Origin of the sequence: Mycobacterium sp. (genome assembly GCF_052145595.1) — a bacterium.
GTDB lineage: Bacteria > Actinomycetota > Actinomycetes > Mycobacteriales > Mycobacteriaceae > Mycobacterium.
In genome coordinates this window covers 1-12,702 of sequence record NZ_JBKQOI010000229.1, presented here as the reverse complement: position 1 = coordinate 12,702, position 12,702 = coordinate 1, and the positions used below count along the sequence as shown (strand labels likewise).

Below are 12,702 nucleotides of genomic sequence, written 5' to 3'. Positions count from 1 at the left end.
GTTTGGCAATCTTGCGGTTGGCATTCACGGGCATTACATGAACGGATGTCATCTCGCGACCCGACGAAAGGACAGGCTGATGAGCTTCTTGACGGCTCCTCCGGAAATTAATTCATTGCGGATGTTCTCTGGCGCGGGGTCGGGGCCGATGCTCTCGGCTGCGGCGGCCTGGGATGGATTGGCTGCTGAGTTGGGGTCGGCGGCGGAGTCGTTTGGTTCGGTGACCTCGGGGTTGGCGGGTCAGGCCTGGCAGGGTCCGGCGTCGGCGGCGATGGCGGCTGCGGCGGTGCCGTATGCGGGCTGGTTGGGTGCGGCGGCAGCCTCGGCGTCGGGGGCGGCTGCGCAGGCCAGAGCGGTCGCCGGTGCCTTTGAGTCGGCGTTGGCGGCGACGGTGCACCCCGTGGTGGTGGCGGCCAATCGTTCTGACTTGGTGCAGTTGGTGGCGTCAAACTTGTTTGGGCAGAATGCGCCCGCGATTGCGGCTACCGAGGGGCAGTACGAGGAGATGTGGGCTGCCGATGTGGCCGCCATGGTGGGTATGACGGCGGGGCCTCGGCGGCGGCTCCCCAGTTGACGTCACTGCCGCAGACGTTGCAGAGCCTGCCGGCCAGCCTGGCATTCAGCCTGGCCAATATCGGCAAATTCAACCTGGGCAGCGGCAACCTCGGCAACAACAACCTGGGCAGCGGCAACACCGGCGACAACAACCTGGGCAGTGGCAACAGCGGCTACACCAATGTCGGCAGCGGCAACCTCGGCAATACCAACCTGGGCAGCGGCAATAGCGGCAACACGAACTTTGGTAACGGGAATATCGGCGATATGAACCTGGGCAGCGGGAACGTGGGCATCGGCAACGTCGGCCTGGGGAACTATGGAAGCGGCGACCTGGGTGGCGGAAACCAGGGCGCCTCCAACGTGGGCAGCGCAAACATCGGTAACAACAACTTTGGTAGCGGAAACATCGGCAATTCAAATATCGGGTTCGCCAACATTGGTAACAACGACTTCGGTTTTGGGAACAAAGGCAGCAACGACATCGGCTTCAACATCACCGGCAACAACGAGGTGGGCATCGGCGGGCTGAACTCCGGTACCGGGAACATCGGTTTCGGGAACTCAGGCAACGGCAACGTCGGCTTTTTCAACTCGGGTAATGGGAATTTCGGCTTGTTCAACTCCGGCGACGCCAACATCGGTTTCGCGAACGCCGAGAATAGCAACACGGGCTTCTGGAACGCCGGAAACTTCAACGTCGGCTTGGGCAACGCGGGCAACTCCGACTACGGTTTCGGGAACGCCGGTATCGGCGACCTGGGCTTCGGGAACTCCGGGGACTTCAGCACGGGCTTCGCGAACTCAGGCATGGACAACACGGGCAACTACAACTCGGGCGGCGCACTCAGTGGTCCCGGCACGAATACCGGCAGTTTTAACTCGGGCAGCCTGAACAAGGGCTTCTTCAACTCGGGCGACAACAACACGGGCCTGTTCGGCTCGGCGACCTGAACACGACCAGCCTGGGCAGCGCGACCACCCGCCACATCGCGACGTGCGTGCCGGTGCGGTCGTACGGTGTAGATGCGCGGAGACTCTGAACACCAGAGGGGGCAACTATGTCGCGTCATCGCGTCGTCATCATCGGAAGCGGATTCGGTGGCCTGAATGCCGCCAAGTCGCTCAAGCGGGCCCCCAAGGGATGCCAGGTCGACATCACCCTGATCTCGAAGACGACCACCCACCTGTTCCAGCCACTGCTGTATCAGGTGGCCACGGGGATCTTGTCCGAGGGCGATATCGCGCCGACCACCAGGCTGATCCTGCGCAGGCAGAAGAACGTCCGGGTGCTGTGGGGCGACGTCACCGCGATCGACCTCGAGGCGAAGACGGTCACGTCACACCTGATGGGCATGGACACCGTGACGCCCTACGACAGTCTGATCCTGGCCGCCGGCGCGCAGCAGTCCTACTTCGGCAACGACGAATTCGCCACCTACGCACCTGGGATGAAGACCATCGACGACGCCCTGGAGCTGCGCGGCCGCATCCTCGGCGCATTCGAGGCCGCCGAGGTCGCCACCGACCACGCCGAGCGGGAACGCCGGCTTACCTTCGTGGTGATCGGGGCCGGACCGACCGGCGTCGAGCTGGCCGGCGAGATCGTCCAACTAGCCGAGCGCACCCTGGCCGGGGCTTTTCGGACCATCACACCCAGCCAGTGCCACGTGATCCTGCTCGACGCAGCACCCGCAGTGCTGCCGGCGATGGGCCCGAACCTGGGCCTCAAGGCGCAGCGGCGGCTGGAGAAGATGGATGTCGACGTTCAGCTCAACGCGATGGTGACCGCCGTCGACTACAACGGCATCACCGTCAGGGAGAAGGACGGCGCCCAACGCCGCATCGAATGCGCGTGCAAGGTGTGGGCGGCCGGCGTTCAGGCCAGCCCGCTGGGCAAGATGGTCGCCGAACAGTCCGAGGGAACCGAAACCGACCGCGCCGGACGGGTGATCGTAGAGCCCGACCTCACCGTCAAGGGCCACCCGTATGTCTTTGTCGTCGGTGACCTGATGTCCGTGCCCGGCGTGCCCGGGATGGCGCAGGGCGCGATCCAGGGGGCGCGTTACGTCACCACGTTGATCAAGGACGCGGTCAAGGGCCACGACGATCCGGCCAACCGCAAGCCGTTCCACTATGTCAACAAGGGCAGCATGGCCCTCATCTCCCGGTACAGCGCCGTGGCCCAGGTCGGCAAGGTGGAGTTCGCCGGCTTCTTCGCCTGGTTGGCCTGGCTGCTGCTGCACCTGTACTACCTGATCGGTCACCGGAACCGCATCGCCGCCATGTTCGCCTGGGGCATCTCGTTCCTGGGTCGCACCCGCGGCCAGATGGCCATCACCGCCCAGATGATTTACGCCCGGCCGGTGGCGCGCTGGGTCGAGCAGCAAGTCGAAGAGGGGACACTGGCGGCGGCCGAACGCGCCGAAGAGGCCGAACAAAAGGCAGCCGGTTAGCCTTCGATCAGCCCAGGGCCTGGTCGATATCGGCGATCAGATCGTCGGCGCCTTCCAGCCCGACCGAGATGCGGACCACATTGTCACCGAGCCCGATCGCGGCGCGCCCCTCGGCGCCCATCGCGCGGTGAGTCGTGGTCGACGGATGAGTGACAAGCGATTTGGCGTCGCCGAGGTTGTTCGAGATGTCGATCAGCCGCAGCTTGTCGAGCACCTCGAACGCCCGTTGCTTGGCCGCGCTTTCCGCGCAGTCGAGCGCAAAAGTAACCACCGTCCCGCCGCCGGCCATCTGACGCTTGGCCAGGTCGTGTTGCGGATGCGACGCCAGGAACGGGTAGCGCACCCAACTCACCGCCGGATGGCCCTCCAGGAATTCCGCAATCCGCAGTGCCGCGGAATTGCTGTGTTCAACCCGAATCGCCAGCGTCTCAAGGCCTTTCAGCAGTACCCAGGCGTTGAATGCGCTCAACGCCGGGCCGGTGTGGCGCATCAGCTTCTGCACCGGGCCGTCGATGTACTCCTTGTCGCCGAGGATTGCGCCGCCCAGCACCCGACCCTGACCGTCGATGTGCTTGGTACCCGAGTACACCACCACGTCAACCCCGAGCGGAAGGCCCTGCTGCAGCAGCGGTGTGGCAAAGACGTTGTCCAGCACGACTTTTGCGCCCGCCGCGTGAGCAAGCTCGCTCACCGCGGCGATATCCACCAGCGACTGCATCGGATTCGACGGCGTCTCGAAGAACACTGCCGCCGTCGGCACTGAGAGCGCCCGCTCCCACTGCGCGAGGTCATCGCCGTCGACGAACACGGTCTCCACGCCCCAACGCGGCAGGATCTCGTTGCACACCACGAAACACGAGCCGAACAGGCTGCGCGCCGAGACCAACCGGTCACCGGCGGCGAGCAGCGCGCCGAGCGAGGTGAACACCGCGGCCATGCCGCTAGCGGTGGCGAACGCCGCCGGCGCCCCCTCGATCAGGCGCAACCGCTCCTCGAACATCGTCACGGTGGGGTTGCCGTAGCGCGAGTACACGAAATGGTCCAGCTCGCCACTGAACGACTTCTCGGCCACGGCCGCCGATTCGTAGACATACCCGGAGGTCAGAAACATCGCCTCGGCGGTCTCTTCGAACCCGGATCGCAAGAGTCCGCCGCGCACCCCGATGGTGGCCTGGCTGACGCCTTCGGGCAGCGCCTTGGGCATGCGGACCGAGCGGTCCGTCATAGTTGCTTCATCCCTGTTTCAACCCTGCTTCCAGGGCAATCCGATCGCCCGCCAGCCCGTTTCACCGCGATGACCGCTGGCGTTGAGATGACCTTCGAAGCCGTCCAGCATGTTGTAGGCCGGAGTGATCCCGACCTCGGTCGCGACCCCGGCAGCACCGATGGAGCGGTTGCCCGAGCGGCAGATGAAGACCACCGGCCGCTCTTCGTCGGCCGCGGGCGCGACCCGCTGCTTCAGTTGGTCGGCGAAGCCCTCGTTGTACGTCCCGTCGGTCGTATTCCACTCGATGAACACCACCTCACGGCCGAGGCTGGACAGATCGGGCACGCCGACGAACCGCCATTCGGCGTCGGTGCGTACGTCGACCAGCACGGCATGGGGGTTGTCGCTGAGTAGCTTCCATGCCTCTTGGGGCGTGATGTCTCCTGCGTAGCTCACCCGCGTGAGTCTCGCATATTCAGGGCCTCAGGGCCGCTGCCACCCGTCGGGCGCGCTCGCGTGCGGTCGCCACGTCCGGTGCCGTAGCCAGTGCCACCCCGAGCTTGTGGGTCGCGCCGGCAGGCCGGGATCCCCTGCCGAAGAGGCGGAGATCGCTTTCTGGAACACCCAGCGCACCGGTCAACGCGTCCGCAGTGGGCCACCTACCGTCATGGCCGGGATTTATCGTGCGCGCCGCGGCCGGCGACATCATCATGGTGTCCAGCGGCAAACCAAGAATGGCCCGCGCCTGCAAGTCGAACGCCGAAAGGCGCTGGCTGCGCAAAGTCACCCAGGCGCTCTTGTGCGGGCGTGCGGTGACGTCGGCGAAGTACACCTCATCGCCGTTGATCATCAATTCGACACCGAAGACGCCGCGCCCGCCGAGCGCCTTGACGATTCGCGCGGCGATCGACTTGGCCGCATCCAGCGCGGCCGCGCTCATCTGTTGGGGTTGCCAGGATTCCAGCACGACACCGTCGGCGCCGCTATGACCAATGGGTGAGCAAAACTCGATCAGCGGACCGGCCGGCCCGTCGCTGCGCACCACGAGCAGGGTGACATCGAACTCGATCTCGACCACCGGCTCGGCCAATACCCGCTGCTGGCCCCCCTCGACGGCGCGCCGCCAGGCGGGCGCGATATCGCCGGGCCCGGTGACCACCGAGCGTCGCGGTCCGGCGACGCCGGTTACCGGCTTCACCAGTAACGGAAACCCGGCGTGCGCGGCCACCGCCTCGAGGTCGCCGATGGATCCGACGACCCAGAATGGCGCGGTGGGCAGCCCCAACTGGTCGGCGGCCAGCCGGCGCAGGCCCTCCCGGTCGGAGGTGAGCCGGACGGTGCGGGCGTTGGGCACCAGTTCGGTGACCTTGTTGTCGGGACCGGCGGCCAGCGCATCGAGGGCGTCAACAGACACCGCGTCGGTGGCGGTCACCACGAAGTCCGGTCGCAGCCGTTGAATTATGTTCGACAGCTCGCCGGCGTTGGTCAGCGGGACTATCAGCGACAGGTCGGCCACCCCGTGCGCGGGCGCATGCGGGTATTCATCGACGGCGATCACCCGCGCGCCGAGGTGCCGCAGGGCGATCGCCAACTCCCGGCTGAGTTCGCCGGAACCCAGCAGCATCACTGCGGGCCTGGCGTCGGCCTCGGCACCTCGTGGGGACGCGACAATCGCCGTCGTCTTGTCGTCTTCGGCGGCCGTCGGATCCCCCTGCGCGCCGGGGGGCTCCCGCCGTCCCTCGGTCAAGCCGTCAGTCACCGCTCAAGGATAGGTCCGCTCCGAGCAGGGAGGGCCGACCTCAGGGCTGGCCGGGGAGCAGCCGCACCATCAGGCCGTTGGCCTCGGCCAGCACGACGGCGCTAAGCCCCTGCGCGTCGACCAACTCCGCAGAGACGAACGCCTTGCGCCCCTCGGCGCTCGTGACCCGTCCGCGCACCACCAGCGGCGCATCGATCGGCGTGATCTTGCGGTAGTCGACATGCAGGAAGGCCGTCCGGCTGATCGGCCGCCCCGCGGCGTGCGAGATCATCCCGAACATGTGATCAAACAGCAGCGGCAGCACACCGCCGTGCACCGCGTGGTTGCCTCCGACGTGAAACCTGCTGAAATGTCCGGTCATTTCGACACCGTCGGGGCGGTATCGCGTCAATATCCAGGGCGGCACCAGCAGGCTGCCCATGCCCGGTAGGTCGGGCGTGCGCCCGGCCGGCGCCTTGCCCTCGTCCGCCCGGAACGGGCCCAGCAGTTCCACCAGCGCCGCGGCGCGGTCGGCCGCATCCTCCCAGACGTCGTCACCGGGGTCGGCGGACACGGCAAGGTCCTGCAGCTGACGCATGACCGCCACGAACCCGCCGAAGCCCGGGCCGGGGCTGGCCGGGCCGTACTCCGGAAAGCCGCCGTGGTGTTCGTACTCCGGGTCGAGTTCTTTCGGATCGGGATCCGTCACGGGCGGACCCGCAGGACATCGCGGCGCACGATGGTCTGATCGCGTCCTGGACCGACACCGATGCACGAAACGTGTGTTCCGGCAAGCTCTTCCAGTCGCAACACGTAGTCGCGCGCTTTGGCGGGCAGGTCGTCGAATTCCCGGGCTTGTGAGATGTCCTCCCACCAGCCGGGCAGCTCTTCGTAAATCGGTTCGGCTCGGGCGAGATCGCTTTGGGTCATCGGCATGTCGCGAGTGGGCACCCCGTCGATCCGATAGCCGACACACACCGGCACCGTTTCCAAGCTGGAAAGCACGTCGAGCTTGGTCAGGAAGTAGTCGGTGATGCCGTTGACCCGGGTGGCGTACCGGGCGATGACCGCGTCGAACCAGCCGCAGCGCCGGCGCCGTCCGGTGGTGACACCGAACTCGCCGCCGGTCTTGGACAGGTATTCGCCGTTCTCGTCGAACAGCTCGGTAGGGAACGGCCCGGAGCCCACGCGGGTGGTGTAGGCCTTGAGGATTCCCAGCACGGTGGTGATCTGGGTCGGCCCGATCCCGGACCCGACGGCCGCGCCGCCCGCCGTCGGATTCGAGGACGTCACATAGGGATAGGTGCCGTGGTCGACGTCGAGCAGGGTGCCCTGCGAGCCTTCCAGCAGCACCGTTTCGCCGGCCTCCAGCGCATTGTTGAGCAGCAGCCGGGTATCGGCGATGCGGTGCCGGAATCCCTCGGCCTGCGCCAGTAGGGCCTCGACCACCTGGTCGGGCTCCAGCGCCTTGCGGTTGTAGATCTTGACCAGTATCTGGTTTTTGAGTTCCAGCGCGGCCCCGATCTTCTGGCTGAGCAGCTCCGGGTCGAGCACGTCGGCGACCCGGATCCCCATGCGGGCGACCTTGTCCTGGTAGCAGGGCCCGATGCCGCGACCGGTGGTGCCGATCTTCTTGTTGCCCATGTAGCGCTCGGTGACCTTGTCAATCGCGACGTGGTAGGGCAACAGCAGGTGCGCGTCGGCGGAGATCAGCAGCTTCGAGGTGTCGACACCGCGGTCTTCCAGGCCTTGCAGCTCGGCCAGCAGCACGCCGGGATCCACCACCACACCATTGCCGATGACGTTGGTGACACCGGGCGTCAGCACTCCCGACGGGATCAGATGCAGCGCGAAGTTTTCGCCGGTGGGCAAGACGACCGTGTGCCCGGCGTTGTTGCCACCCTGATAGCGCACCACCCACTGCACGCGCCCGCCGAGCAAATCGGTGGCCTTACCTTTGCCCTCGTCGCCCCACTGGGCGCCGATGAGGACGATTGCCGGCATGACATGCTCCCACCTGATCTCGCCTGCTTATTGTGGTCCAGCCGGTGACCCACCCTATCCCAGGAGGTTGCGAGGAACCCATGAATACCGGCGTCAACACGGGCGAAAACATCCCCGGCGCCACGGTGCTGTTGTTCGGCGACGGGCGCGCGGGGGGGCCGTTAACCGGCCTGCCCACCCACCGGGCCGACGGCCCGGCCGATATTGACGCCGCGATCGGGCCATACCGAAGGCTGGTGGTCGTCGGCGCCGACGCCGACCTGGCCGGTGTGCTGACCCGGTTGCTGCGCGCCGGGCGGCTCGACATCGAGGTGGCTTACGTGCCGCCCCGAAGCACCCGGGCGACCCGCGTCTACCGCCTGCCAGCGGGGCGGCGGGCCGCGCGGCGCGCCCGGCGCGGTTCCGCCAAGCGGGTGACCCTGATCCGCGACGAGACCGGGTCGGTGATCGTGGGCCGGGCTGCCTGGCTGCCGGCCGACGACCGGCAGCACATCCACGGTGAAGCGGTCGTCGACGACACCGGGCTGTTCGACGGCGATGTCGCCGCCGTGTTCATCGAGCCGACGCTGGCCATACCGGGCCTGCGCGCCCTGGTGAAAAACGGGGCGCGAAGAACCTGGCGCCGCTGGATCGCCGGCCGCGCAGCGCAGCTGGGCAGCACCGGTGTCACCGTGGTGCGTGACGGTGTCCCGGGTCCGCGCCCGGCTCGCCGCTCGACGTTCTACCGGAACGTCGAAGGCTGGCTGCTGGTCAGGTAGTCGCGGATACGCGGAACTTAGTCCGTGCGGCTGTGTTGGCACTTCCCCTGGCTAACGGCCGCTGGGGCGCGGTTGGGGCAAGCGGCCCGCAACTCTCTCGGACCGACCACACCGAAACACGGCAAATGAAATACCGCGCGGATTGTCTGGAAGGTAAAGTCAACATCGCTAGTCGGTGGAGGCTTTGCCACGGGATCGGTGACGACCAGGTGGAGGACCCGAATATGTCGTATGTGATGGCGGCGCCGGACATGATGGCGGCGGCGGCAACGGATGTGGCGGCTGTCGGTTCGACGCTCAGCGTGGCCCACGTCGCGGCGGCGGCCCCGACCGTCGCGGTGATACCCGCGGCCGCCGATGAGGTGTCGGCGAGCATCGCGCACCTGTTCTCTCGACACGCCCAGGATTATCAGGGGCTGGCCGGGCGGGCGGCGGCGTTTCACGAGCAGTTTGTGCAGCACATGAATGCGAGTACGGGCTCGTATGCGGCCGCAGAGGCCGCCGGCGCCGCGTCGTTGCAGCACTTGAATGCGAATGCGGCCTCGGCCGCCAGCGCTGTCGCCGCCGTGCCGGGCCAGGTACTCAATAACGTTACTAACTTCTTAGACCCGTTAGTGACTTTCGCATTTGATTTAGCTTTTTTGTCGCTGGAATTGCTACTTGTACCATTAAACTTTTTCGTCTTCTTGATAAACTCAGGGGTTCCGCTCGAAGTGTTCGGCATTCTGATCTTCCCTGGCTTTTAATCGCAATTAAATGTCGCCCTGCCTCCACAACGCCGAGACGACGTTCTACCGAAACGTCGAAGGCTGGCTGCTGGTCCGGTAGTTTCGTCCGGTGGGCTCTCCCCGTCAACAATCGGTGCGACCCAGCCCGATCTTTCTGGGCCTGGTCGGCCTGACGGCCCTCGGCGGAGTGCTGGCCTGGCTGTCCGGGGCCAGCGTGCGGCCGCTGTCCTACGCCGGGGTGTTCATTTTCGTGATCGCCGGCTGGTTGGTGTCGTTGTGCCTGCATGAATTCGGGCATGCGTTCACCGCGTGGCGATTCGGCGATCACGACGTCGCGGTGCGCGGGTACCTGACGCTGGATCCGCGCCGTTACAGCCATCCCGCGCTGTCGCTGCTGCTGCCGATGATCATCATTTTGCTGGGTGGGATCGGATTGCCGGGTGCCGCGGTGTATGTGCGGACCTGGTTCATGACGCCCACCCGGCGCACCCTGGTCAGCCTGGCGGGCCCGGCGGCCAACCTCGTGCTGGCCGTGCTGCTGCTGACACTGACGCGGTTGTTTTACAACCCGGCCCACGCGGTGCTGTGGGCGGGGGTGGCATTCCTGGGATTTCTTGAGCTGACCGCGGTGTTGCTGAACCTGCTGCCGATCCCGGGCCTGGACGGTTACGACGCCTTGGAGCCGCATTTGAGTCCCGAGACGCAGCGCGCGGTGGCACCGGCCAAGCAGTGGGGCTGGTTCATTCTGCTGTTCCTGATCTTGGCGGCCAGCCAGTGGTTCTTCGGGCTTGTGCTCTGGTTGTTCGACTTCTCCGGTGTGCCGCACTGGCTGGCGGCCGCCGGCAACTCGCTGACCCGGTTCTGGAGCCGCTGGATCTAACGCTTGCAATATATGCGTCAGCACGCATATATTGCTGGCTATGGGCGCCGGCCACAATCACACCCCTGCCGGGACTGACGCGTCTCGGACGATCCCCCGCATGATCATGGCCGCAGCGATTCTGGCGGCGTTTTTCGTCGTGGAATTGACTACCTCGTTGCTGATCAACTCGATCGCGCTGCTGGCCGATGCCGGGCACATGCTGACCGACGTCGTCGCCGTGTTCATGGGGCTTGCCGCCGTGACGCTGGCCCGGCGCGGCAGCTCCTCACCCGCGCGCACCTACGGCTGGCATCGCGCCGAGGTGTTCACCGCGGTCGCCAACGCCGGGCTGCTGATCGGGGTCGCGGTGTTCATCCTCTACGAGGCCGTCAAACGGCTGAGTGAGGCGCCGTCGGTCCCCGGCGTGCCGATGATTGTGGTGGCGCTGGCCGGGCTGGCCGCCAACTTCGTGGTGGCGCTGTTGCTGCGTTCGCACTCGGAGGGCAGCCTGGCCGTCAAGGGCGCCTACATGGAGGTGATCGCCGACACCGTCGGCAGCCTGGGCGTGCTCATCGCCGGTGTGGTCACCGTGACGACGCACTGGCCCTACGCCGACGTGGTGGTCGCCGTGCTGGTCGCGATGTGGGTGCTGCCACGGGCCATCTCGCTGGCCCGCGCGGCGTTGCGAATCCTTTCCGAATCCTCGCCGGCCCACATCGACGTCGAGGAGTTGCGCAGCGCGCTGGGCGAGGTCGACGGCGTAACGGAAGTGCACGACCTGCATGTGTGGACGCTTTCGCCCGGCAAGGACATGTGCACCGCACACCTCACCAGCGACGGCGACTCCGCCCGGGTGCTGCAGGACGCCCGGGCGGTGCTGTCGGCCCGCGGGCTGGATCACGCCACCGTCCAGATCGATGGCCCGGGCGGCACCGGCGCGTGTCCGGAGAACTGCTAAAGCCCCATCGCCTTGCGGGCCGCGGGGTCGCAATCGTCGAGCAGATCCAGGCAGCGTAGCTGCTCCTCGGTCTCGCCGATCGTGTCGGCGGCTCGGGCCAGTGCCGCCACACAACGCAGGAAGCCCCGGTTGGGCTCGTGCGAATAGGGCACCGGACCGAACCCCTTCCAGCCGTTTCGCCGCAGCTGGTCCAGGCCGCGGTGATAGCCGGTGCGGGCATACGCATAAGCCGTGATCGCCTTATCGTCGGCCAAAGCCTCCTCGGCAAGTGCCGCCCAGGCCACCGACGCCGACGGGTGCGCGGCGGCGACCAGGCTCGGGTTCTCGTTGGCGCGCAGCTGCGCCTCGGCGTCGCTATCGCCAGGCAGCAGGATCGGATCGGGTCCCAGGAGATCACCCATCGGCGTCATGTCGCCTATTCTGCCCTGTTACCGCGGGTCGCTAAGCTCGCATCATGCCTAACGCACCGGAGCCCGACCGCGGCGGCACACCCAACCGGCCTGGGTTCGATCCGCGCGAATCCCAAAGCGAGCCGAGCGGCGAACGGGCAGCCGAACCGGGCGAAGGGGCAGCCGAGGGCTACCCCCTGGTGCCCAGCGACCCCGAGACCGAGACCGTCGTGATCAACAAGCCCGATCCGGACAACGATCCCGATGCGGCGGACAGCCAACAGCGCGAACGTCGTTTCACCGCACCCGGTTTCGACGCAAGAGAGACCGCGGTCATCGCCACCAGCGCGGAACCTGCCACCGAAGTCTTCGCATCGCCGCCGGGACCGGAGGGTCCCCCGACGCAAATGGGAGTGCCTTCTAAATCCGCTGTGCCACAATCTATTCCGCCCCGACTGGGAGCCAAGCTCACGACATCGAGGCAATTCAATTGGGGTTGGGTGCTGGCGCTGGTCGTGATCGTGCTGGCGTTGGCGGCAATCGCGATCCTGGGCACGGTGCTCTTGACGCGGAGCAAACACTCGAAAGTCTCTGAGGAAGAACAGGTTCGGCACACCATCTCCGAATATGACATCGCGGTGCAAAGGGGCGATCTGACCGCGCTGCGCACCATCACGTGCGGGACCGCCCGCGACGGGTATGTGGATTACGACGAGCACGCGTGGCAGGAGACCTACCAGCGGGTCTCGGCGGCCAAGCAGTATCCGGTGATCGCCAGCATCGACCAGGTCGTCGTCAACGGCCAGCACGCCGAGGCGAACATCACCACGTTCATGGCGTACGACCCCTCGGTCCGTTCCACCCGCAGCCTCGACCTGCAATACCGCGACGACCAGTGGAAGATCTGCCAGTCCCCTAGTGGCTAGACATCCCAGGGATGCAACTTGTCAAGTCAAGCGGCGTCGGCGGTCGGGTTGGGTTGGCGGTGTGCCCAGGCTTTGTGTTCGTCGTATTGGGTGCGGTGACGTAGGCAGCCGTGCAGGATGC

At 66.4% G+C, this 12,702-nt stretch carries 12 protein-coding genes and 1 pseudogene; 7 read left to right on the top strand and 6 right to left on the bottom strand.

Annotation, left to right across the window (positions count from 1 at the left end):
* Positions 1-79: 79 nt before the first annotated feature.
* Positions 80-1,500 (top strand): annotated as a pseudogene (locus ACLP4W_RS20435) (PPE family protein); the annotation flags it as partial.
* 116 nt (positions 1,501-1,616) lie between these two features.
* Positions 1,617-3,011, top strand: coding sequence for an NAD(P)/FAD-dependent oxidoreductase (locus ACLP4W_RS20430; RefSeq protein WP_442389045.1), 1,395 nt, complete (start codon positions 1,617-1,619; stop codon positions 3,009-3,011).
* A 7-nt stretch (positions 3,012-3,018) separates the two neighbouring features.
* On the opposite strand, the gene ACLP4W_RS20425 is transcribed toward ACLP4W_RS20430, so the two are convergent.
* From ACLP4W_RS20425 to ACLP4W_RS20405, 5 genes are read right to left on the bottom strand one after another with little or no spacing between them, the layout of a single operon-like run.
* On the bottom strand, positions 3,019-4,236 hold the full coding sequence (locus ACLP4W_RS20425) for an O-succinylhomoserine sulfhydrylase (protein ID WP_442389043.1): 1,218 nt from the start codon (positions 4,234-4,236) through the stop codon (positions 3,019-3,021).
* Between the two features lie 18 nt (positions 4,237-4,254).
* A complete protein-coding gene (locus ACLP4W_RS20420) occupies positions 4,255-4,674 on the bottom strand; it encodes a rhodanese-like domain-containing protein (RefSeq protein ID WP_442389041.1) in 420 nt (139 codons plus the stop codon).
* A gap of 19 nt (positions 4,675-4,693) precedes the next feature.
* Entirely contained in the window at positions 4,694-5,977 is a 1,284-nt protein-coding gene (gene purT, locus ACLP4W_RS20415) for a formate-dependent phosphoribosylglycinamide formyltransferase (protein ID WP_442389039.1), read from the bottom strand.
* 40 nt (positions 5,978-6,017) lie between these two features.
* Positions 6,018-6,665 carry a PaaI family thioesterase gene (locus tag ACLP4W_RS20410; protein WP_442389037.1) on the bottom strand — a complete coding sequence of 216 codons (648 nt, stop codon included), beginning with the start codon at positions 6,663-6,665 and terminating at the stop codon, positions 6,018-6,020.
* On the bottom strand, positions 6,662-7,960 hold the full coding sequence (locus ACLP4W_RS20405) for an adenylosuccinate synthase (protein WP_442389035.1): 1,299 nt from the start codon (positions 7,958-7,960) through the stop codon (positions 6,662-6,664). The genes ACLP4W_RS20410 and ACLP4W_RS20405 overlap by 4 nt, the downstream gene beginning before the upstream one ends.
* 80 nt (positions 7,961-8,040) lie before the next feature.
* On the opposite strand from ACLP4W_RS20405, the gene ACLP4W_RS20400 reads away from it, so the two are divergent.
* From ACLP4W_RS20400 to ACLP4W_RS20385, 4 genes are all read left to right on the top strand, one after another.
* Complete coding sequence (locus ACLP4W_RS20400; RefSeq protein WP_442389033.1) at positions 8,041-8,718, top strand: peptidase M50; 678 nt, start codon at positions 8,041-8,043, stop codon at positions 8,716-8,718.
* A gap of 125 nt (positions 8,719-8,843) precedes the next feature.
* Positions 8,844-9,464 (top strand): PE family protein, encoded by a 621-nt coding sequence (locus tag ACLP4W_RS20395; protein WP_442389031.1) that lies wholly within the window; start codon positions 8,844-8,846, stop codon positions 9,462-9,464.
* A 91-nt stretch (positions 9,465-9,555) separates the two neighbouring features.
* The gene (locus tag ACLP4W_RS20390; RefSeq protein WP_442389029.1) at positions 9,556-10,326 is read left to right on the top strand and encodes a site-2 protease family protein; all 771 of its coding nucleotides are present in this window, start codon (positions 9,556-9,558) and stop codon (positions 10,324-10,326) included.
* Positions 10,327-10,366: 40 nt separating this feature from the next.
* Complete coding sequence (locus tag ACLP4W_RS20385) at positions 10,367-11,266, top strand: cation diffusion facilitator family transporter (RefSeq protein WP_442389027.1); 900 nt, start codon at positions 10,367-10,369, stop codon at positions 11,264-11,266.
* Here the strand turns inward: ACLP4W_RS20385 and ACLP4W_RS20380 are convergent.
* On the bottom strand, positions 11,263-11,676 hold the full coding sequence (locus ACLP4W_RS20380; RefSeq protein ID WP_442389025.1) for a DUF3151 domain-containing protein: 414 nt from the start codon (positions 11,674-11,676) through the stop codon (positions 11,263-11,265). The genes ACLP4W_RS20385 and ACLP4W_RS20380 overlap by 4 nt on opposite strands.
* Before the next feature lie 44 nt (positions 11,677-11,720).
* Between ACLP4W_RS20380 and ACLP4W_RS20375 the strand changes: the two genes are divergently transcribed.
* A complete protein-coding gene (locus tag ACLP4W_RS20375; RefSeq protein ID WP_442389023.1) occupies positions 11,721-12,581 on the top strand; it encodes an Rv0361 family membrane protein in 861 nt (286 codons plus the stop codon).
* Positions 12,582-12,702: the final 121 nt, after the last annotated feature.